Annotated in this window: 17 protein-coding genes; 8 read left to right on the top strand and 9 right to left on the bottom strand. The window is 61.6% G+C overall.

Features of this window, described 5'->3' with window-relative positions; genetic code table 11:
• The first annotated feature begins 164 nt into the window (after positions 1-164).
• A complete protein-coding gene (locus NXC14_RS31035) occupies positions 165-821 on the top strand; it encodes a sigma-70 family RNA polymerase sigma factor (RefSeq protein ID WP_085781821.1) in 657 nt (218 codons plus the stop codon).
• Here NXC14_RS31035 and NXC14_RS31030 read toward each other — a convergent pair.
• Genes NXC14_RS31030 through NXC14_RS31020 form a run of 3 tightly spaced genes read right to left on the bottom strand, consistent with a single transcriptional unit; the run spans position 712 to position 4,311 of the window.
• Positions 712-1,896 carry a PLP-dependent transferase gene (locus tag NXC14_RS31030; protein ID WP_085781820.1) on the bottom strand — a complete coding sequence of 395 codons (1,185 nt, stop codon included), beginning with the start codon at positions 1,894-1,896 and terminating at the stop codon, positions 712-714. The genes NXC14_RS31035 and NXC14_RS31030 overlap by 110 nt on opposite strands.
• A 10-nt stretch (positions 1,897-1,906) precedes the next feature.
• Positions 1,907-3,325 (bottom strand): MATE family efflux transporter, encoded by a 1,419-nt coding sequence (locus NXC14_RS31025; RefSeq protein ID WP_085781819.1) that lies wholly within the window; start codon positions 3,323-3,325, stop codon positions 1,907-1,909.
• Positions 3,322-4,311, bottom strand: a complete 990-nt coding sequence (locus tag NXC14_RS31020; protein WP_198175600.1) for a GNAT family N-acetyltransferase — start codon at positions 4,309-4,311, stop codon at positions 3,322-3,324. The genes NXC14_RS31025 and NXC14_RS31020 overlap by 4 nt, the downstream gene beginning before the upstream one ends.
• Positions 4,312-4,505: 194 nt before the next feature.
• Here NXC14_RS31020 and NXC14_RS31015 point away from each other — a divergent pair, with 194 nt between their 5' ends.
• Genes NXC14_RS31015 through NXC14_RS31005 form a run of 3 tightly spaced genes read left to right on the top strand, consistent with a single transcriptional unit; the run spans position 4,506 to position 10,087 of the window.
• Positions 4,506-4,724 carry an MbtH family NRPS accessory protein gene (locus tag NXC14_RS31015; RefSeq protein ID WP_085781817.1) on the top strand — a complete coding sequence of 73 codons (219 nt, stop codon included), beginning with the start codon at positions 4,506-4,508 and terminating at the stop codon, positions 4,722-4,724.
• An 18-nt stretch (positions 4,725-4,742) separates the two neighbouring features.
• Complete coding sequence (locus NXC14_RS31010) at positions 4,743-8,732, top strand: non-ribosomal peptide synthetase (protein WP_085781816.1); 3,990 nt, start codon at positions 4,743-4,745, stop codon at positions 8,730-8,732.
• Positions 8,729-10,087, top strand: a complete 1,359-nt coding sequence (locus NXC14_RS31005; protein WP_085781815.1) for a SidA/IucD/PvdA family monooxygenase — start codon at positions 8,729-8,731, stop codon at positions 10,085-10,087. The genes NXC14_RS31010 and NXC14_RS31005 overlap by 4 nt, the downstream gene beginning before the upstream one ends.
• Here the strand turns inward: NXC14_RS31005 and NXC14_RS31000 are convergent.
• The 4 genes from NXC14_RS31000 to NXC14_RS30985 are packed head-to-tail and all read right to left on the bottom strand — an operon-like array spanning position 10,045 to position 13,900.
• Positions 10,045-10,779 (bottom strand): 4'-phosphopantetheinyl transferase superfamily protein, encoded by a 735-nt coding sequence (locus tag NXC14_RS31000; protein ID WP_085781814.1) that lies wholly within the window; start codon positions 10,777-10,779, stop codon positions 10,045-10,047. The two genes, NXC14_RS31005 and NXC14_RS31000, sit on opposite strands and share 43 nt — an antisense overlap.
• 46 nt (positions 10,780-10,825) lie before the next feature.
• On the bottom strand, positions 10,826-11,623 hold the full coding sequence (locus NXC14_RS30995) for an ABC transporter ATP-binding protein (RefSeq protein ID WP_085781813.1): 798 nt from the start codon (positions 11,621-11,623) through the stop codon (positions 10,826-10,828).
• Positions 11,624-11,634: 11 nt separating this feature from the next.
• Positions 11,635-12,528 (bottom strand): nitrate ABC transporter permease, encoded by an 894-nt coding sequence (gene ntrB, locus NXC14_RS30990; RefSeq protein WP_085781812.1) that lies wholly within the window; start codon positions 12,526-12,528, stop codon positions 11,635-11,637.
• 58 nt (positions 12,529-12,586) lie between these two features.
• Complete coding sequence (locus tag NXC14_RS30985) at positions 12,587-13,900, bottom strand: CmpA/NrtA family ABC transporter substrate-binding protein (protein WP_085781811.1); 1,314 nt, start codon at positions 13,898-13,900, stop codon at positions 12,587-12,589.
• Between the two features lie 452 nt (positions 13,901-14,352).
• On the opposite strand from NXC14_RS30985, the gene NXC14_RS30980 reads away from it, so the two are divergent.
• A complete protein-coding gene (locus tag NXC14_RS30980) occupies positions 14,353-16,080 on the top strand; it encodes an EAL domain-containing protein (RefSeq protein WP_245362236.1) in 1,728 nt (575 codons plus the stop codon).
• Positions 16,081-16,226: 146 nt separating this feature from the next.
• Here the strand turns inward: NXC14_RS30980 and NXC14_RS30975 are convergent, their stop codons facing one another.
• The gene (locus NXC14_RS30975; protein ID WP_085782073.1) at positions 16,227-16,691 is read right to left on the bottom strand and encodes an Lrp/AsnC family transcriptional regulator; all 465 of its coding nucleotides are present in this window, start codon (positions 16,689-16,691) and stop codon (positions 16,227-16,229) included.
• A gap of 124 nt (positions 16,692-16,815) precedes the next feature.
• On the opposite strand from NXC14_RS30975, the gene alr reads away from it, so the two are divergent.
• The 3 genes from alr to NXC14_RS30960 all read left to right on the top strand — a co-directional run bounded on the left by alr (position 16,816) and on the right by NXC14_RS30960 (position 20,342).
• Entirely contained in the window at positions 16,816-17,949 is a 1,134-nt protein-coding gene (gene alr / locus NXC14_RS30970; protein WP_085781809.1) for an alanine racemase, read from the top strand.
• Positions 17,950-17,979: 30 nt separating this feature from the next.
• Entirely contained in the window at positions 17,980-19,248 is a 1,269-nt protein-coding gene (locus NXC14_RS30965; RefSeq protein WP_085781808.1) for a D-amino acid dehydrogenase, read from the top strand.
• A 74-nt stretch (positions 19,249-19,322) separates the two neighbouring features.
• Positions 19,323-20,342 carry an AraC family transcriptional regulator gene (locus tag NXC14_RS30960; protein WP_085781807.1) on the top strand — a complete coding sequence of 340 codons (1,020 nt, stop codon included), beginning with the start codon at positions 19,323-19,325 and terminating at the stop codon, positions 20,340-20,342.
• On the opposite strand, the gene NXC14_RS33925 is transcribed toward NXC14_RS30960, so the two are convergent.
• Complete coding sequence (locus NXC14_RS33925; protein ID WP_281064636.1) at positions 20,339-20,461, bottom strand: hypothetical protein; 123 nt, start codon at positions 20,459-20,461, stop codon at positions 20,339-20,341. The genes NXC14_RS30960 and NXC14_RS33925 overlap by 4 nt on opposite strands.
• Between the last annotated feature and the right edge of the window lie 10 nt (positions 20,462-20,471).

Raw genomic sequence — 20,471 nt, 5'->3', positions numbered from 1 at the left:
TTTTTCTCGCCTTCAGCCCGGTGGATTTAAACTTGACTCTTGTTATCACCTTAAAATAGACACTGCAATCACATCGTGCACATCCGCTTTGAAAAAGGAGCGCCAAGGCCGAACCGACCAGCAAGACAGAGCCTGATTTTCCATTCGTAAAAAGGTACAGGACAATGCGAGCATCGCATCGTGATGTGAACGGGAATGCGGTTGTCAACGCAATGATCGAAAACAAGGATAAGCTCCTGAAGACGATCGAAAGCGTTCTCAAATCAAGGGCATACTCCGAGGACATATTTCAGGACGGAGTCATCAAAGCTTATGGGGTCAATGTCGACGGTATTCGCTGCCCCATCGGCTATGCCTTCCGGATGGTCTATAATCTCGCACTGGATGAGAGCCGCCGCCAACGCCATCAGACGAACAACCATAGGTCGATAGATCAAATCCAGGAGATCACGGCTCCCGTCCCAACGGTGCTTGACCAGCTCGTTGCCGCAGAGACCCTGCGTGACGTGCTGGCTTCGCTCGAGGCGCTGCCGAAGCGCACCAACGACGCCTTCATCCGTCACCGCCTGAACGGCGTGCCGCAGAAGGACATCGCGGCCGAACTCGGCGTCTCACGGACCCTTGTTAATTTCATGATCAAGGCGGCGGAGCGGCATTGCCATTCGGCGATCACTGACTCCCCTCGTGCCGATCACGAACATCGGCAGGATCCTAGCGCCGCGCGGCGTGCAGCGCCTGCTGCAGGTCGCTCCAAAGCAGTTCCGGTTCTTCCAGTCCAACGGCGAAGCGAACCGTCTGCTCGCTCACGCCGAACCGGATGAAGGTGGTCATCCGGTCGGGAATCTGCAGCGCCACCTTGGCGGGGACCACAAGCGTTTCCGGCCCTCCCCAGCTGACGCCGAGGCGGATCTCGCGCAGCGCATTGACGAAACGCGCGACATCTATGTCGGGCGTGAGGTCGAAAGAGAAGAGCCCGGCATAACCCGACAGCGTCGCCCGGCCGGGGTGGTCTTGAAAGGCCGGGTGGCGAACGCGGGCGATGTCGGGATGCTGTTTCAGCCGGTCGGCGAGCAGAAGTCCGCTGCGCTCATGCTCCTTCAGCCGGACGCGCAGCGTGCGCATGCCGCGCAGCAGGAGCCAGGCCTCGAAGGGCGAGAGCTTGGCGCCCATATAGGGGTAGGAGGTCGAGTTGATCCTGGCGATCGCCTCTTTCGTGCCGACGACGACGCCGGCGACCGTATCGCTGTGGCCGCCGAGATATTTCGAGGCGGCGTGAATGACGATATCGACGCCGTGCAGGATCGGCTTCTGGAAGAGCGGCGTCGCCCAGGAATTGTCGATGACGGTTGTGACACCCGCCTCCTGTGCCATGGCCGACAGCGCCACGATGTCCTGAAGCTCGAAGACGAAGGAGGAGGGGTTTTCGAGATAGAGCAGCCTTGCGCCCGGCAGCGCCTTGCGCACCTCGTCATGGTCGGAAGGATCGATGAAATCCACCGTGACGCCGAGCCTGCCGAGCAGCTTGACCAGCAGGCGGTAGACATCATTATAGAGGTGGCGGACGGCGACGACCCGGTCGCCCGCTTCCACGAGGCTGAGAATGGTCGCGGTGATGGCGGCCGTTCCGCTTGAAAAGGCGCGCCCATCTTCCGCGCCTTCGAGGCGGGCGACCAAGAGCTCGAATTCACGGACAGTCGGATTGTCGCCGCGCGAATAGATGAAGTTGCGCGCCCGGCCGGCGAAGACATCCTCCATCGCCTCGTAACTGTCATAGGTGAAGAGCGAGGTCTGGAAGATCGGCGGCGACACGGCGTTGAAGGCCGAGGGATCGACGGGCGTGAAGAGATCGTCGGCCGCTTGGTCGCCAAGGTCGCGTGGGCTGAAGGACAGGTTCATGATGATCCTCTCAGGGGCAAAAGCTGGGATAGGGACGGAGTGCGGTCAGATCACCGGCCGAGCTCTGCCGGAGCGCGCTGAGTGATCTCGCCAGGCAGAAGCATGACAGCAGGTCGGTGAGCGACGAGGCCAGAAACATGGCTGCGAGCAGGCCTGAAAAACCGAAGAAGGGCGGCAGGAAAGCAAGCAACGGAAAGAGAAGATATCCATATTGCGCCAAGCCTACGGCAAGGGCGGCTTTCGGCCTGCCCTGTGCTTGGAAGAGGATCAGCACGGTCTGCCGGAGGCCGAACAGCAGGAAGGGGAGATGGGTTGCGACGATCGCCTGGCCTGCGATCGATGCCACGGACGCATTGTCGGTGAAGAACGAGGCAAGGTGCCCGGAGAAGATGATCGCCGTCAACCCGTAGGCGCCGCCGACCGCGCTCGTGACGGCGGTTAGCATGCGGGTTGCCGAGAGCACCCGTGATATATCCCCGCGGCCCCAGGCGAAGCTCAGGATGGACTGCGCGCCCAGCGAAATGCCGATGACAGGGAGTGCGCCGACCGCAAGCAGCCGCAGGGCGATCCCGACTCCGGCAATGCCGTCCTCGCCATGATAGGTGCCGGCGACAGACAGCATCGCGGCGATTGCGCCAGCGGTTGCGAGGCTCGTCAGCGTCGTTGGCGCGCCAACGGCAAGGACCGGCCTCAGATGCCTGAGATCGCCGAACCGCCAGCCGAACGTCAGCCGGATCGTGCCGAGCCGTCTCGCATGATAGGCGCCGTAGATTGAGAGCGCCACGAGCTGGGAGAGGATTGTCGCGATCGCCACGCCCTGCAGCCCAAGGCCGAAGCCGAAGATCATGATCGGGTCGAGAATGATGTTCAGCGCAAAGCAGGCGACCAGCGTCCACATGCTGAAGCGGGCATTGCCCTCGGCGATCGCCAGGAAATCGAGAATGATCTGCGCCATCGTCAGCGGGATCGAGACCGCGATGATGAGCAGGTAATGCTGCGCAAGCGGCTCGATGGCTGGCGTGGCGCCGAACAGCAGGAAAGATGGAAATGCGACGATTGCGGCCGCACTGGCCGCGCCGAAGGCGACGCCGGCGGCCAGGCTGACCGAGGCAAGCGTGCTCGCGCTCGACCGGTTGCCGGCGCCGAGCGCCCGCCCGACCTCGGTTGCCACGCCGACGCCGATGCCTTCGCCGAAGGCTGCGACGAGCATCAGGATCGGCAGCACGATCATGATCGCGGCGATCTGATCCTCCCCGATCGTGCCGACGAAGACCATGTTGATCGTGTGATGGGCGGCATTGATCGACAGGCCAAACATGGCGGGCAGCCCGAGCCGCAGCAGCAGCCTGAACAGGTGCGGGCTGGCAAGATCTTCCGGCGCAAGCCGTCGTTTCCGCAGGCTGCCGCTCATCTCGCTCATGTCGTTCATGATGCGGGCACCCAGAGATGATCGCCGAAGAAACGCTCGCGCGTCAGCATGACGAGAAGCGCCCGTTTGTGCGGAAAATCGAAATGCTTGATCTTGGCAAAGCCCGAGCGGTCGAGATTGCGGATCTGCTGCTCGTGGCTGGCGCGCGGTTCGCCGACAATGCATTTCGTGCGGGGATCGTCGAGGAAGATGAAATGCATCAGCGAGGGAAGCCACGCGCTGATCCATTTCTTGCCGCGATAATCGGGCTCGCCGATCGCGACATGCCATCCGCGATCGTAATCATCGGCATCGTAGTAGGGACCGAGCCGGTTTTCCTTGGCCCAGTAGACCTCGAAATAGCCGAAGGGAATGTCGGCGAAACTGCCGATCAGTGGCAGGACATGCGGATCGGCGATCCTCGCCTCCAGGATCTCCCGGTGCTTGTCGATCGAGCCCGCATCCTCCCAGATCGTGTTGACCTGCTCGTCGTTCATCCAACGGTTAAAGGCCGCAAGATCGGTCTCGGGATCGGCCACCCTGAAGCTGATGTCCCGCTCCAGCCACGGGATGAAGCGCTGGTAGACCGTGCCTTTCGGCTTTGCCGGCCGGCGCGGATGATAGCGCCCCGCGGTCATCTGCTGCACCGGCGGCAGCGGATAGGACATCTGCGGCAGCCACAGCGAGGGCCATTGCCAGAGGATAGCGGAATCGAGCCGTCCATCGGTGCCTGAGATGTGCCGGGGAAGGCTGGCCTTATGGCCTTCGAAAGCGACCGATTTGATCGACCGATCTTGCGCCGTCACCGCTTCGGCGGCTGCCATGAGAAGCTCGGCCGATTGCACGGGATTTCCCTCGTAGAAGGTCAGCGAGGCGATGCCGGCTTCGACTTCGAGGGCGACTTCGTGATTCCCGCGCACGGTGTGGAGATGGACGATATTGGGGGCGAGCCTGACATAGCTGCGCGCCTGTAGAGCCCGCCTTTGCTTGGCGGCGTCGAAATCCATGATGTTCTCCTTGATCGGCAGGGCTTTTGATGCTGCGAGCATGAAGCCCGCTCCTGTGGCGATTTGATAGAATGACGATCCATCCTTGGGCGGATTTAGGGGTAAACGAAGAAAAAAATTCTCAGCAATTTTCTAAACTCCAGCAGGCGGGATCCGTCATTTGCGAATGACGTCAATCTCTGCAGGAGCTTCGAATGGACAATCTTGAGCCCCGCGACGATCTCTGGATCGTCGTCCACGACACCGAGCATCACTACTCGGTCTGGCCGCAGGACAAGCGGATTCCAGTGACCTGGCAGCCGGCGGGTTTTGCCGGTTCGCGCCAGGAATGCCTCGCCCATATCCGCGACATCTGGGCCGATCCTCGCCCGCTCTCCCTGCGCTCGGCCATGGCAGCCGATGCGCGTCTCTGAAAACGTCTGGATGGCAAGATGAACAAGCAGATTACCAATTTCGCCGATGCCCGCCCGACCGACGCTGTGGATGCCGTCTTCGAGAGTTTTCCGCTGACGATCGCGCAGAAGCGCATCTGGTCGCTGGAGCAGATCGGCAATTACACGGTCTTTCCCGATCAGGTCATCGGGCTGCGATTGAGTGCCGCGACCGGCGTCGAGACGATCGCCGGCGCCTGCCGCGCGCTCGTGGCTGAGAACCCGTCGCTTTCCACTCGTTTCCGCCGGCTGGCGGGCGGGCGCATCGAGCAATATCGCGGCGCATCGAACGCCGTGCCGATCGAAATCCTCGGCAAAGAAGGTGCTGCTCTTTCCGAGGCTGAGGCCTTGGCTGCGCGGAAAGCCTTTCGCGACAGACGCTTCGATCTGCTGGACGGGCCGGGCGCGCGCATCCAGATCATCCAGCTTGCCGACGGGCAGTCGCTGCTGACGATCGTGCTGCATCCGATCATCTCAGACGACCGGGAAAAATCCGTTCTTGCAGCCTCGCTGGCGCGCATTCTCGATGGTGAACCCGCCGGCGACGTGCAGCCGGCGGAAATCTCGGCCGGGACGCGGGAGGAGGAATGGCTGGAGACGGATGAAGCGCGCAAAGCGCTTGCCTATTGGCGCGACACGATCGGTCTCGACTACGCGGCCTCGACCTTTCCCACCCGCTTCAACAGCGGCGGGCTTGCCGGCGTGGCGCGTGCTGAGCATCGGTTTGCGATCGAGCCCAACCTCTGGGCCAAGCTCGAACGGCATGCGGAGAGCAAGAGATACCAGATCGAGCGCGTGCTTCACGCCGCCTTCTGCGCGCTGCTGGCGCGCTACAGCGGCAACTATGCTTTGCTGACCGGGCTGCTGATCGCCCGCCCCGGCACCGAGCATTTCGCCAGCCGTGGCCGCGCCGCACAGGTTCTTCCCCTCGTGCTTTCCCTGACCTCCCGGCACTCTCTCGATGATGTCGTTGCGGCAATCTCGTCGGTGACGCAGGAGGGGCTTGCCCGCCTCGTGCCGCTGGAGCGCATCACGCAGGAGTTGGTCGTCGACGAAGCGGCGGCACAGGAAGCCGTGGTCAAGGCGCTGTTCGAATTCCGCGAGCCCTATCCGGTTCCGAGGCAGGCGACGAACCTGGAACCGCTGGGCGCGCGCGCCGATAGCGAGCTTTCCCTCATGATCGAGGCTCGCACAGATGGCGCCGCGTACGGGCTGATCGATTATGCCCAGGATCTCTACGACGGCGCCCTGGTTGCCCGTGTCGCCAGGCATTTCTGCCTGGTGCTGGAGCAGATCGTCGTAAAGCCGGATCTCAAGATCAAGGATATCGAGCTCATGGGCAGCGACGAGCTCGATTGGCTGTCGGCGCCCTATGAGGATGATGTCGTCAACGACGACCGGCCGGTGCACGAACTGATCTCGGCCCATTCGCGCCGCACGCCGGAGAAGACCGCGATCGTTTATGGCGACGAGGCGTGGAGCCATGGCTGGCTGGAGGCGAGCACGAACAGCCTCGGGCATCGGCTGCGGCAGCTCGGTGTCCGCGCCGAAGTGACGGTCGCGATCTTCATCAAGCGTTCGCCGGAGGCGATCGTTGGCATTCTCGCCACGCTGAAGGCGGGCGGTGCTTACATCCCGGTCGAGCCCGATCATCCGCCGGCGCGCAACCATCACATCCTGCGCGACGGCGGGGTGAAGATCGTCCTCACCCACAGCTGGCTGCGCCACCGCCTGCCGGAAGAGCTCGACGCCATCGTCCTAGAACTAGACAAGCTCGACCTCGACGGCGAGCCGGACACGCCGCTCTATATTCCCACGCACAAGGATCAGCTCGCTTATGTCATGTACACCTCGGGATCGACGGGATTGCCGAAAGGTGTCGCCGTCGAGCACGGGCCGCTGACGCACCATCTGCAGAATACCTCGCGGGTCTATGGCATGAGCTCGGAGTCCCGCGAGCTGCCCTTCCTGCCCTTCAGTTCGGACGGCGGCCATGAGCGCTGGATGAACCCGCTGATGGAGGGCGGCAGCATCATCCTTCCCGACCAGCCGCTCTGGACGCCGGAAGAAACGCTGACGGCGATGCGCAAGCATGGCGCCAACAATGCCAGCATTCCCACGACCTATCTGCAGCAGCTGGCGGAATGGGCCGACATTACCGACGGCGCCCCGCCGATGCGGCTCTATTCCTTCGGCGGCGAGGGGCTCGCGCAATCGACCTTCGATCTTCTGTCGCGGGCGCTGAAATCGGAATGGCTGATCAACGGCTATGGTCCCACGGAAACGATCATGACCCCGATGGTCTGGAAGGTGCGGGCCGGCACCAGGTTCCAGGGCGTCTATGCGCCGCTCGGACGCGCCGTCGGGCTCCGGCGCGTCTATGTGCTCGATCCCGACCTCAATCTGTGCCCGATCGGCGTGACCGGCGAGCTCTATATCGGCGGCGAGGGCATTGCCCGCGGCTATATTGGCAAGCCGGATACGACGGCGGACCGCTTCATTCCCGACCCATTCTCCAAGGAAGGCGGCCGGCTTTATCGCTCCGGCGACCTGACGCGCTGGCGCGAGGACGGAACCGTCGAGTTCGTCGGCCGCGTCGATCATCAGGTGAAGCTGCGCGGTTATCGCATCGAACTCGGCGAGATCGAAGCAGCACTCCTCCAGCAGCCCGGCGTCGGTGAGGCCCTCGTCGTGCTGCGCGACGACGATGCCGGCGAAAAGGCGCTGGTCGCCTATGTCGTTCGGAAGAAGGACGAGAGGCTCGACGTCGAGACGGTCCGCGCCGGACTCGAGCGCAGCCTGCCGTCCTACATGGTGCCGGCGGCCGTGGTTGAACTCGAAAAGATGCCGACCAATCCGAACAGCAAGCTCGACCGCTTCGCGCTGCCCGCGCCCCAGCCCGTCAAGCGCGCCATCGTCGAGCCGGTGACTGCGCTCGAAGAAGAGGTGCTGGATGTCTGGCGCCAGGTTCTCAAGCTGGAGGCGATCAGCGTCGAGGACAATTTCTTCGCCATCGGCGGCAATTCGCTGGGCGCGATCCGCATCCTCACGCAGCTGCGGCAGCGCCGGCCGAAGGTTCCGCTGACCGTCGCAGATATCTTCAATAACCCGACCATCCGCGCCTTTGCCGGCGTGATGGAACAGGGGGAGGAGCGAGATCTCTCCGAGGTGATCGTGCTGCGCGCTTCAGGGGCCAAGCCGCGGCTCTATTGCTTCCCGGGGCTTCTCGTCAGCACCCGCGAATATGTGAAACTCGTCGATTATCTCGGCGCCGACCAGCCGGCGACTGGCTTCATTTGCCACTCGCTGTCCGAGAAGAAGGAAGTCGGCGCGCCCGTTGAAGAGATCATAGAGAGCTATGTCGATTACATCAGAACGCATAGTAAAGGTGCGCCCTGCTACTTTCTCGGCTGGTCCTGGGGCGGGCTTCTGGCCTATGAGGCTGCCCGCACTCTCGCCAACGAGGTCGACGTCCGGATGATGGCGATGGTGGATGTCTGCGATCTCGGATCGGAATTCGCGATCGGCGCCAAACCGCGCTTCCGGCCGGGCGAGCGTGATGCGCTGCATCGCGACGTGCAGGCATGGCTGCAAAAGACGGCGATGCGCCCGGAATGGGACCGGCTGCTTTCGACCATGGACGCCGATACCTACGAGCAGTTCCTGCGCTTCGTCGGCGACGAGAAGGACCCGCTTCCCACAGACGGACCCGAGATCAGCAGCCGCGAACATACGTTCTGGGTGCTGATCGACAATGCCCTGATCTTCCGCAAGCATCGGCTCGTTCCCCATGACGTGCCGATCTATCCCTGGGCAGCCGACGACAGCCTCAATCGCGGCCTGAACCTGATCGATTGGCGCCGCCTGTCGCCGCGGGCGCACGCGGCCGAGATCATCACCGGCACCAACCACCTGCACATGATCGGGTCTCCGGCCTTCCACTCAAGGCTTGCCCTGCGTCTCAAGGAAACAGAGAAGGACAACGCATGACCGTCGCTTTTACCCGCAGAGATGCCCTGAACGAGTTGCTCGATCTTGCCGGCATCGGCATCGGTCCCTCCAACCTGAGCCTTGCCTGCCTGCTGGAAACCGTGCCCGACGTCCGCAGCCGCTTCTTCGAGCGGCGCGGCGCCTTCGACTGGCATCCCGGCATGATGATGCCCGGCGTCGAGCTGCAATCGTCCTTCCTCAAGGACCTCGTCACCCCGGTCCTGCCGACCAGCCGCTGGTCCTTCATCTCCTATCTGGTCGCCCATAAGCGGCTCTACGCCTTCCTGAACGCCAATTACGAGGCCGTTCCGCGGCAGGAGTTTGCACGCTATCTCGCCTGGGTTGCCAACGGCGTAGACGGTTTGCGCTTTTCGACTGAAATTCGCGACGTCGAGCACCGCGACGACCGCTTCGTCCTGCGCTTCGACAACGGCCAGGAAGAAGCGCGCAACCTGGCGATCGGCACCGGGTCCTCGCCCTTCGTGCCCGACTGGGCAAAACCCTTCTTGGGTGCGGATTGCTTCCACAATAGCGAGGCCAAATCGCGCCTCATCGATCTCGGCGCTTCCCGCATTTTCGTGGTCGGCGGCGGCCAGAGCGGCGGCGAGGTGGTGGAAGCGCTGCTTGGCGACCCTGGCTCGATGACGGAACTGACCTGGATCAGCCGGCGCCATAATTTCGAGCCCATCAACGATACGCCGTTTTCGAACCAGGTCTTCTCGCCGGAATATGTGCAGGCCTATCTGAAGCTCGGCGGCGAACAGAAGCAGGCGGCGCTGAAGAACTCGATCCTGACCAGCGATGGCCTGTCGATTTCGACGATCCACTCGATCTACCGCCGCCTCTATGCGCTGCGTTACCTTGAGCAGAGCACGCTGAATGCATCTTTGTCGCCGAACCGCGATGTGATCCAGATGGAGCGGAACGGCAATGCCTATCGGCTCATCGTCCGCAACCATTTCGATGGCGGGATAGAGGTGCTTCATGCCGACGCGGTGGTTCTTGCGACCGGCTACAGGTTCCGTTTGCCGGATGCGCTCGGATCGCTAAGCGAAAGGATCAGCCTCGACAGAAACGGCTACCCCACCCTGAACGACGACTACACGATGCAGTGGACAGGCCCGAGGACCAACCGCCTGTTTGCACAGAACGCCGGCCGATACTCGCACGGCATAGCCGACTCGCAGCTCAGCCTCATGGCGTGGCGTAGCGCCAAGATCGTCAACACGCTTCTCGGCCGGCAGCATTTCGATGCCGAGCCTGACAATGCCCAGCTGGTCTGGGCGACGGAGGCAGCTTCTGCCATGTCGCATCAGCTCCGGGCCGGCCATTCGGACGGCATGCTGTCATCCTGAAACGTCAGGACATGAATGCTGGGGGCGCGAAATTGTGAGTGGACGGCCAGCGCGGCGACGTGCTGGCTGCCGCTCTCGATCAGGCGGTGATGCCATTGCCGGTCCGGTTCGCCGCTCTGAACCAGGACCGGGAAGCCGTCCTGCCAGGAAAAGGCGACGCTGCGGGGATCTTCACGCAAGCCTACCCCGAGTGCCTTGAGATGGCTCTCCTTGAGCGCCCAAAGGGCAACGGCTGCACGCGATCGTTCGCCCGGAGGCAGTTGATCGAGCCAATAGCGTTCGTCCAGGCTGCAATAGCTCTCCAAGGCCGCCGCTTCGATTTCGGCGTCGGCGCGTTCGCAGTCGATCCCGACGCGCTCGCATTCTGAAGTGACGGCGACGGCCACCAGCCCGTCGGCATTGGAAAGGCTGAACTGCAGCCCGTCGCGACCCTCGGCCGTCAGCTTGCCGTTCGCATCCGCCTGCAACAGCAGCTTGTCAGGCTGCGTCTCGGTATGCGCGCTCAGCACTTGCCGCAGCAGACAGCGGCCGGCGATGAACGAGGTCCGGTCGCGCTCGAAGCGATAGGTCGCGGCGCGCTCCCGCTCATTCGGTGAAAGCCACTGCATCCAGCGCTTCTCGCCGCTGTCGTTCTTCGGATATTTCCAGAGCACGACATCGATGGCGGCCGGTTGATTTTCTGATTGCTGCATCAGGCCAGTATGCGTAACTCGGCCCGATTGGCAATCTCCGCGGGATTTACTCCGCGGCTTCGATAAAGCGGTGGCGTTCGTAAAGGAATTTGAGCACGGCCTCGCGGCATTTGAGATATGTCCGGTCGGAGGCGAGCTCGATGCGGTTGCGGGGGCGGGGCATGGTGACGTCGAGCACTTCGCCGATCCGGGCCGCAGGGCCGTTGGTCATCATCACGATGCGGTCGGAGAGCAGCACCGCTTCATCGACATCATGGGTGATCATCACCATCGTGTTGCCGAGCCGGCTATGGATCTCCATCACCGCATCCTGAAGATGGGCGCGGGTCAATGCGTCGAGTGCCCCGAACGGCTCGTCGAGCAGCAGGATCTTCGGCTCCATTGAAAGCGCGCGGGCAATGCCGACGCGCTGCTTCATGCCGCCGGATATCTCCGCGGGCCGCTTGTCCCTGGCATGGGCCATCTGCACGAGGTCGAGATTGGCCATCACCCAGTCATGTCGCTCGGCCTTGGTCTTCGTTCGGCTGAAGACCTTGGAGACGGCGAGGTTCACGTTCTCATAGACCGTCAGCCAGGGCAGGAGCGAATGGTTCTGAAAAACGACGGCGCGTTCCGGGCCTGGCTCGTTGACCTCTTGATTTTCCAGAAGCACGGCGCCTGCCGAAACCGGGGTCAGGCCGGCAATGAGATTGAGCAGGGTGGACTTGCCGCAACCGGAATGACCGATGATCGAAACAAATTCCCCCTGAGAAATCGTCAGGTTGATGTCCTTCAGGACTTCGGCGCGCACGCCGCCGCGATCGAAATGCTTGTCGATATGATCGAGCTTGAGATAGGCGTTCATCGATATGGTCCTCAGTTGGCCATGGCGCCGCGGGTGACGAGTTTGCCGAGCGCGGCCACCAGCTTGTCGAGAGCAAAACCGACGATGCCGATATAGGCGAGCGCGACGATGATGTCGGGAAGGCGCGAGGAGTTCCACGCATCCCAGATGAAGAAGCCGATGCCGACGCCGCCGGTCAGCATTTCGGCCGCGACGATGGCGAGCCAGGAAAGGCCGACGCCGATCCTGAGGCCGGTGAAGATGTAAGGGGCCGCCGACGGCAGCATGATCTTCCAGAAGAATTCGAGCTGGTTGAGCCGCAGCACCTCGGCGACGTTGCGATAATCCTGCGGAATATTGCGGACGCCCACGGCGGTGTTGATGATGACAGGCCAGATCGAGGTGATGAAGATGACGAAGATCGCCGAAGGGCTGGAATCCTGGAATGCGGCGAGCGACAGCGGCAGCCAAGCGAGCGGCGGCACCGTGCGCAGCACCTGGAAGATCGGATCGAGGCCGCGCATGGCCCAGACCGATTGACCGATGATCGCCCCGATGATGACGCCGGTGACTGCGGCAAGGCCGAAGCCATAAGCCACGCGCTGCAGCGAGACCAGCACCCGCCAGCCGAGCCCGATATCCTGGGAGCCGTAGTTGAAGAACGGATAGGCGATGAGGTCGTAGCTATCCTGCCAGACCTGGTGCGGCGAAGGCAGAGAGGCGTCCGCCGATGAACAGAGCGCCTGCCAGAGGAGGAGCACGAGAGCCAGCACGACGGACGGCGGAACGACATTGTGAAGTGCGGTCAGCGCCGCGCGGCGAAAATCGATCCGCGATGCTTGCTTGCCGGAGAATGACAGAACCTTCGCCGCCGGCTTTGCAGAGGCGACGATCGAGGGATTTTCTTTATTTGCCAGGGCGGACATCAGCGCGCTCCTCACGGGAATGGAAGGCCGGCGCGCCGTTCGCGCGCCAGAGGCGGGATCAGGAGACGGCCTTGATCGAAAGGCTCTCCAAGTAGGCGGAGGGGTTTTCAGGATCGAAGACCTTGCGGTCGAAGAAGGTTTCCTTGCCCCGGGACGACGATGCGGGAATGTCGGCAGCAGCGATGCCGAGATCCTTGGCAGCCTCGCGCCAGATGTCCTCGCGGTTCACCTGGTTGACCAGCGCCTTCACATCGGTCGTCGCCGGCAGGTTTCCCCAACGGATGTTTTCCGTCATGAACCAGGCATCGTGGCTCTTGAACGGGTATGAGGCGCCGTCCTTCCAAAACTTCATGTAGAGATCGGTCGCCTTGACCTCGCGGCCATTGCCATAATTGATATCGCCCTTCAGGCGGCCGAGCACATCCTTGGTCGGAACGTTGAACCATTGACGCTTGCCGAGAATCTCCGCCATCTCCGCCTTGTTGTCCATGCTGTCGCACCATTGCTGCGCTTCCATGACGGCCATCAGCAGGGCCTTGGCGGCATTCGGGTTCTTTTCGATCCATTCGGCGCGGAGCCCCAGCGCCTTTTCGGGATGGCCCTTCCAGAGCTCGCCCGTGGTGGCTGCCGTGAAGCCGATGCCCTGGTTGACGAGCTGCTCGTTCCAAGGCTCGCCCACACAGAAAACGTCCATGTTGCCGACCTTCATGTTGGCCACCATCTGCGGCGGCGGCACGACGATGGTCGAAACGTCCTTGTTCGGGTCGATGCCGCCGGCGGCAAGCCAGTAGCGGATCCAGAGGTCGTGAGTGCCGCCCGGGAAGGTCATGGCGGCCTTGATCTCCTTGCCTTCGGTCTTCTTCTTTTCGAAGGCTGCCTTCAGCTTCGAGGCATCGAGCTGGACGCCGGTTTCGGCATATTCCTTGGCGACGGAGATGCCCTGGCTGTCGAGATTGAGCCGGGCAAGGACTGCCATCGGCACCGGCTTGTTGTTCTGCGTCACCTTGCCGGTGTGCATGAGATAGGGGAGCGGCGAGAGGATGTGAGCGCCGTCGATACCGTTGGCTGCGCCGCCCAACACGAGATTGTCTCTCGTCGCACCCCAGGACGCCTGTTTGGCGACATCCGTTTCCGGAAGTCCATATTTTTCGAACAGGCCTTTTTCCTTGGCGATAATCAGCGGCGCGGAATCCGTGAGCGCGATGAAGCCGAGCTTGATGCCGTTCACTTCAGGGCCTGCCCCGGCCGCAAAGGCGCCGGAGGGAAAGGCGGTCTTGACGGCGCCGATGAGGGCGGCCGCTGCAGTCGTCTTGAGCATGCTCCGGCGGGTGATGCCGGTTGCCGATATCGCAGTCGTCGAAATCTTCTTCATCTGCAGGTTCCCCTCTGCTTGGTGAATTCGGACGCAAAAAAACGCCGCCGGAATGCGTCCACGGGATGAGTGCATCCCGGAGGGCAATCCTTGCGACGTCGATGTCTAACGTAAGCGCTTATGTCGCGCCCATCTGCAGCGGTCGCCGTTGACCGATGCACATTGAAGGCCTGCAATCGGTGTGCCAAGTCCAAAGGGACGCCAGTAACTTCATGAGCTGAAAGGGAAAAATAAATCAGTTCCAGCCTGCTTATTTCATGGGCAGCCTGAATATGTGATTAGTATTTGTGCTGATGCCAGGGCGGTGGCATTCGCAAGAGCGTTATATTTGTGCATCGCACTGGCCGCTTATGGGCTGACTGATTGGCCAACAGGGTCTTTGGCCTTCGTTCGATTAGCACTCTTTAAGATATTCAATGCGACACTCGGGCGAACGTAACAGCGAGATTGCCTTGAGCAGCAAACGATCCAGAACGAATGTCGAACTTGAAAATCTGCTTCGCCAGCTTGGCTTGGCGCTTGAGGCATCCAGGATTGGCATCTGGCAGCACAATATCGCAAAAAATCAGACGCGATGGGACGAGCAGCTCAAGCTGATCTATGGCGTTCCGAAAGCGCCGCTTGATGTTATCTGGCTGGACAGCGTCCACCCCGATGATCTGGCGGCGACCAATGAAATATTTCTGCGGGCGATCGAAACCAGATCGGATTACGCATCGGAATTTCGCATTGTTCGACCAGACGGAGCGATCCGCTATCTGCGTTCGCGCGCTCGCTATTTCGTCGATGTGGCCGGCGACCCCTGCTTTGTCGGCGCCGAATGGGATGTGACCGACGACGTCCTGCTCAACAAGGAACTGGAGAGGAGCCGCGCGGAAGCTCGGTTCGCGGCCGATCACGATCACCTCACCGGTCTCTTGAACCGGCGTAGTTTCGATTTCGCCCTATCCGAGCTTGCCAGGCAGGAGGGCGTCAAGGTTGCGCTTCTCCATATTGACGTGGACCATTTCAAGGAGATCAATGATCGCTTCGGGCATGCGGTCGGCGACCTCGTTCTGTGTCATGTCAGCGAGATTCTTCTGCAGGCCATTTCCGCAGATGACGTCGCAGCGCGCCTCGGCGGCGATGAGTTCGCAGTCATCGTCACTGAAGACGAGCCCGACAGAACGAGGGCGGTGCTCGATCATATTCAGCGACGCCTGGAAAGCCCGCTTCCTGGTGTCGACCAGGCACTCAGCGTGCAGTGTTCCATTGGCGTTGCCAGCGCCATGAGCGGAGACTTTGCCAAGCTGCTCTCCCAGTCGGACCTGGCTTTGTACCACGCCAAACGGAATGGCCGGAATCGCGCCGAGATTTTTACCGACGAGATGGCTTCGAGGCTGGCGAACGAAAGGCAGCTCGTCCAGGATCTGCGATCCGGATTGGCGCTCGGCCAGATCCGTCCATTTTACCAGGCGCAGGTCGACGCCAGGTCTTTCCGGGTAAACGGCATCGAAGCTCTGGCGAGATGGCACCATCCGACGAGAGGAATTCTCGCTCCGGCGCATTTCCTGCCTCTCGCCTCGTCGAACGGATTGGTCGCAGAGCTTGACGATGTCATCCTGAGGGCCGTCCTATTGGATATGAAATCCTCGGCCTCGCTGCTCGAGCGCGTTCGGCTGTCGATCAACCTCTCCGCCGAGCGTCTCGATGATCCTGAATTGACAACGAAACTCGGCGGCTATGACATCCCGCCCGGCCGATTGAGCTTCGAGCTGATAGAGACGATATTCCTGGACAGCCTGAGCGATCGGGTGCGCCAGAACATCCAGGCCATCAAGTCCTTCGGTATCGACATCGAGATCGACGATCTCGGATCGGGGCATGCCTCCTTGCTGGGCCTGCTCGAGCTCAGACCGGACCGCGTCAAGATCGATCGCCAGCTTGTGATGCCGATCCTGCAATCCGTTCCCAGCCGCCGGCTTGTCAGTTCGCTGGTCGACATAGCGCGCGCGCTTGACATGGAGGTGATTGCGGAAGGCGTGGAAACCTTCGAGCATGCCAAAGTGCTCGCCGATCTTGGCGTCCACACTCTCCAGGGTTATGCTTTTGGACGCCCGCAGTCGTTTGCCGAACTGGCAGGGCGATTGGCGCAGGAAGCATTGGAGTTCGGGCAAGCCAACTCTATCCGGTTAGCCTGACAGAGCCTCGAAGTGATCAGTGACTCCGTTGGAGTGATCGGCCCGACAACGCAACTGCTTCTGGGAAGCAATTCGAGGATCAGTGTCGTCTACGCGTCTGGAGACGCGGGCTGCAAGACTGGAGAGCGATTCAGGCCGACGCCTGCTCATCGCTTACTTTTGGTGCGCGTCGCCAGGACGTTGCGTATCGAGAAGCTGGAGTGAATCCTGAGGACGCCTGGCAAGGCCGATAATATTTCCTTGTGGATCCGTTCGAATTCGCCGGCATTGGCGACTTCCACGCGCAGCAGATAGTCGGATCCACCCGTCATCAGGAAACATTCGCGGATTTCCGGATGACGGCGGACGGCCGCCTCGAAACGGTCGAGATAATCCTCCGTCTGCCGTTCGAGGGTGATGTTGATGATAACGGCAATCATCGCATCCGCGTTGCTCGTATCGAGAAGCGCCGTGTAGCCGCGGATCACGCCCGTCTTTTCCATGATCTTGATACGTCTGAGGCAGGCCGATGGCGAAAGGCCGATTTCGGCAGCAAGCTTGGCATTGCTCATCCTGGCGTCAAGGCGCAGCAGCCTCAGGATGTTGCGATCTGTCGTGTCGAGGGCAGGCATGATCGATTGTTCCAAATTTTCGTAGATTATGCGCACAAAATGCAAGCCGTGCAATATCATAAGACGAAATGACCGGCAATATCGCTTATTCTTTCATACACTCCATGGAAACAAGAGGGTGAACATGGACAGCGCTATTTTGGTCTCCCATGCACGTACTGCCACGATCACGCAGGGAGCCACGGGCTTTCTGACGATCGATCTTGCGGCACTGGGCCGCAATTATCGGAAGCTCCTGTCGATGCTGGTCCCCGTGCGCGCAGGCGCCGTTGTAAAGGCCGATGCCTATGGCCTCGGCGCGGAGCGGGTGGCGAAAACCCTCTACGCCCAAGGTTGCCGGCACTTCTTCGTTGCTCAATTCGTCGAGGCGGCGCGGCTGCGGCCGGCGCTCGCGCAGGACGCCCAGATTTTCGTGCTGAACGGCCTGCAGCCGGGCAATGAGATTGCCTGCGCAGAACTGGACATTGTACCGGTCCTCAATTCGCTCGCCCAGTGGCAGCAATGGTCCGCGGCGGCGCGCGCGCTGAAGCGCTGCCTGCCTGCCGTCCTGCAATTCGACACCGGCATGTCGCGGCTGGGCTTTCCCCCGGAGGAAAGGGCGGAACTGGCGACAGCCCTTCGCAACGGCACCAACATCGAAGTCCTGTTCATCATGAGCCACCTGGCTTCGGCAGATGAGGCCGAGGGTCAGCAGAATAGCGACCAGCTGGCAGAAATGTCCTGCATCGCCGACGAATTTCCAGGCTTCGACATCTCCTTCGCCAATTCCGGCGGGGTTTTCCTTGGCAAAGCCTATCATGGCGTGCTCGCCCGGCCGGGCATCGCGCTTTACGGCGGCGCTCCGAGCGCCGGCCCGGCGAACCCGATGGAGCCGGTCGTCAGTCTCGATGTTGCCGTCGTGCAGACGCGGACCGTATCACCGGGCACCAAGGTTGGTTATGGTGGCGCGCATGTCGCGCAACGGGAAATGCGTCTCGCCACCATTGCCGCCGGCTATGCCGACGGCCTGCCGCGCTGCCTGAGCGACCGCGGAGCCGTCTATTACCAGGGCACCCGGCTGCCGATCGTCGGCCGCGTTTCGATGGACAGCATCACGGTCGATATGTCGGCGCTGCCCGAAGGCGCGCTGACGCTCGGCAGCCTTGTCGAGGTGCTCGGTCCACATCAGACGCTCGAGGATATTGCGCGGGATGCCGACACCATATCTTATGAAATCCTGACCGGTCTCGGCGATCGGTATCACAGGCAATATCGCTGAGAGCCGGCTGGCTCCATCCTTGGGGACATCATGAAAGTCATCGTTCTGGGCGCCGGCATCGTCGGTGTCACATCCGCCTATCAATTGGCCAAGGCAGGCCACGAGGTTACCGTCGTCGATCGGCAATCGGGGCCAGCGCTGGAGACGAGCTTTGCCAATGCCGGCGAAGTCTCATTCGGCTATTGCTCCCCATGGGCGGCACCCGGCATTCCAATGAAGGCCATGAAATGGCTGTTCATGAAGCATGCGCCGCTCATCCTGCGCCCGAAATTGGACATGGCCATGCTCTCCTGGATGGCGAGGATGCTGTCGAACTGCACCTCCGAGCGCTACGCGATCAACAAGAGCCGCATGCTGCGTCTTGCCGATTACAGCCGTATCGCGCTCGCCGAACTTCGCGCCGAAACCGGTATCACCTATGACGAACGCATGCAGGGAACTCTGCAGCTGTTCCGCACGCAGCAGCAGCTCGATGCCTCGGCGAAGGACGTCAAGGCGCTCGCCGCCGACGGCATTCCCTACGAGGTCTTGGACCGGGATGGCTGCATTCGCGTCGAACCGGCGCTGAAGCACGTGCGCGACAAGATCGTCGGCGGGCTGCTGACGCCGAAGGACGAAACCGGCGATTGCTTCAAGTTCACCAATGCGCTCGCCGACAGAGCCGAGGCGCTCGGCGTCCGTTTCGCCTATGGGACGACGATCAAGGCTCTCGACGTCGAGGCCGGCCGCGTACGCGGGATCGTCACCGATCGCGATCTTGATCGCGGGCGCGAGCGGTTGAGCGCGGATGCCGTCGTGGTCGCGCTCGGCAGCTATTCGCCGCTGCTGCTGAAGCCGCTCGGCATTCGCCTGCCGGTCTATCCGGTCAAGGGCTATTCGCTGACCATCCCGATTACCGATGCCGCGCGCGCGCCGGAATCGACCGTCATGGACGAAACCTACAAGATCGCGATCACCCGGCTCGGCGACCGCATCCGCGTCGGCGGCATGGCCGAAATATCAGGCTATACCAACGATCTCGGTCTCGCCCGCCGCAGCACGCTCGAACATTCCGTCACCGATCTTTTCCCCGGCGGCGATGTTTCCAGGGCTTCCTTCTGGTCCGGCCTGCGCCCGATGACGCCGGACGGCACGCCGGTCATCGGCCCGACCAAGATCGCAGGCCTGTTCCTCAATACAGGTCACGGCACGCTCGGCTGGACCATGAGCACGGGTTCGGCGCGGCTGATCAGCGACCTCGTCGGCGGCGCCACGCCTGATATCGATGCGAGGGATCTTGCCGTTAGCCGATACGGCTGACGCGCATAGACGGCAGGAGGAATGAATGAGATGATACGCTTGTCACTTGCGGTCATCTTTTTGCGAGGTCACGAATGTCCGCTAGCTCCGATTGGCATGCCCCTGGCAACCTGGTCCAACCGTCGGGAGTAGCGAATGTGTCTTTTCGAGCAACGGTGCAGAACGGAACGGACGCGGATCAGCTCGCAGAAGCATTGTCAACGCCGACATCCAAGATAAGCGTTTCGGCGGAAGGCACGACGCCCATTGGATATCGCTGCAATTTCATCTCGATGGAAGATGTAAGCGTCGCCGATTGCTCTTACGAAGGTTCGATTTCCAGCAGGCGAGACGGGGTCGCCGATAAACTGTCTATGTTCCTGCCGACACAGGGGATGATGTTGTTCGGCGGCAAGCGGGAGCCGATATATTCGCTACCGGGTCGTGGCGTAATCCTGGAACAGGGCGCCGTCAGGGGAACGAGGATCGTCGGCCCCCGCCGTCATTTCTGCCTTTTCATCGACCGCGCCAAGATCGCTGCGCAGCTCACCCATATGTGCGAGCGGACGATCAGCGGCGATGTCGGCTTCCGCACCGACATCGATCTGACGGCCGGTCCGGGGTTTCTCCTGCAGCAACTCGTCTCGAACCTCCACAGCGGCCTCAGTGGCAACGGCGTGCTGCAACGCTCACCTCTTGCAGTCAAATCGCTCTGCGATGCAGCGGTGTACCTGCTTCTGGAGACATGTCCCCATCACTATTCGGAGGAACTGGCGCGCTCCGCGCCTCTCCCGGCCCCGCGTCATGTAAAATGGGCCATGGATTTCATGCAGGAACATATCGCGGAACCGATCTCGCTCAGCGAAATCGCCATGGCGGCCAAGGTAAGCGTTCGAACTTTGCAGCAGGGCTTCCGTCAGTTCAGGAACACCACTCCGATCGCCTATCTGCATGAAATCAGGATGGCTGCCGCCCATCGCGATCTGCTAGACTCAGACGGAACCCAGGCCATCGCCGAAATCGCGCTGAGATGGGGGTTCACCCATCTCGGGCGATTTGCAGCCGACTACCGGAAGCGTTTCGGCCTGTTGCCGTCACAGACCGTGAAGCGCTAACCTCGCTCAAGGATTTCAGCTTGGCCGGAGCCGCCGGCATACGATCCCGATGTGAAAATCTGCTGGATTCCGTAGATCTTGTCGAAGGGGAACCGTTCGAAGAGCCCGTCGGCGATCATTGCGAGAGCT

Origin of the sequence: Rhizobium sp. NXC14, from assembly GCF_002117485.1 — a bacterium.
Classification (GTDB): domain Bacteria; phylum Pseudomonadota; class Alphaproteobacteria; order Rhizobiales; family Rhizobiaceae; genus Rhizobium.
Note: the sequence above shows the minus strand (reverse complement) of the source record. Positions and strands in the feature narration are given on the sequence as shown.

What these genes read in the sequence shown, in the direction of transcription:
- NXC14_RS31035 (WP_085781821.1), top strand. Translation starts at nt 165, where the DNA reads ATGCGAGCATCGCATCGTGATGTGAACGGGAATGCGGTTGTCAACGCA.
- NXC14_RS31030 (WP_085781820.1), bottom strand. Translation starts at nt 1,896, where the DNA reads ATGAACCTGTCCTTCAGCCCACGCGACCTTGGCGACCAAGCGGCCGAC.
- NXC14_RS31025 (WP_085781819.1), bottom strand. Translation starts at nt 3,325, where the DNA reads ATGAACGACATGAGCGAGATGAGCGGCAGCCTGCGGAAACGACGGCTT.
- NXC14_RS31020 (WP_198175600.1), bottom strand. Translation starts at nt 4,311, where the DNA reads ATGGATTTCGACGCCGCCAAGCAAAGGCGGGCTCTACAGGCGCGCAGC.
- NXC14_RS31015 (WP_085781817.1), top strand. Translation starts at nt 4,506, where the DNA reads ATGGACAATCTTGAGCCCCGCGACGATCTCTGGATCGTCGTCCACGAC.
- NXC14_RS31010 (WP_085781816.1), top strand. Translation starts at nt 4,743, where the DNA reads ATGAACAAGCAGATTACCAATTTCGCCGATGCCCGCCCGACCGACGCT.
- NXC14_RS31005 (WP_085781815.1), top strand. Translation starts at nt 8,729, where the DNA reads ATGACCGTCGCTTTTACCCGCAGAGATGCCCTGAACGAGTTGCTCGAT.
- NXC14_RS31000 (WP_085781814.1), bottom strand. Translation starts at nt 10,779, where the DNA reads ATGCAGCAATCAGAAAATCAACCGGCCGCCATCGATGTCGTGCTCTGG.
- NXC14_RS30995 (WP_085781813.1), bottom strand. Translation starts at nt 11,623, where the DNA reads ATGAACGCCTATCTCAAGCTCGATCATATCGACAAGCATTTCGATCGC.
- ntrB (WP_085781812.1), bottom strand. Translation starts at nt 12,528, where the DNA reads ATGTCCGCCCTGGCAAATAAAGAAAATCCCTCGATCGTCGCCTCTGCA.
- NXC14_RS30985 (WP_085781811.1), bottom strand. Translation starts at nt 13,900, where the DNA reads ATGAAGAAGATTTCGACGACTGCGATATCGGCAACCGGCATCACCCGC.
- NXC14_RS30975 (WP_085782073.1), bottom strand. Translation starts at nt 16,691, where the DNA reads ATGCCTGCCCTCGACACGACAGATCGCAACATCCTGAGGCTGCTGCGC.
- alr (WP_085781809.1), top strand. Translation starts at nt 16,816, where the DNA reads ATGGACAGCGCTATTTTGGTCTCCCATGCACGTACTGCCACGATCACG.
- NXC14_RS30965 (WP_085781808.1), top strand. Translation starts at nt 17,980, where the DNA reads ATGAAAGTCATCGTTCTGGGCGCCGGCATCGTCGGTGTCACATCCGCC.
- NXC14_RS30960 (WP_085781807.1), top strand. Translation starts at nt 19,323, where the DNA reads ATGTCCGCTAGCTCCGATTGGCATGCCCCTGGCAACCTGGTCCAACCG.
- NXC14_RS33925 (WP_281064636.1), bottom strand. Translation starts at nt 20,461, where the DNA reads ATGATCGCCGACGGGCTCTTCGAACGGTTCCCCTTCGACAAGATCTAC.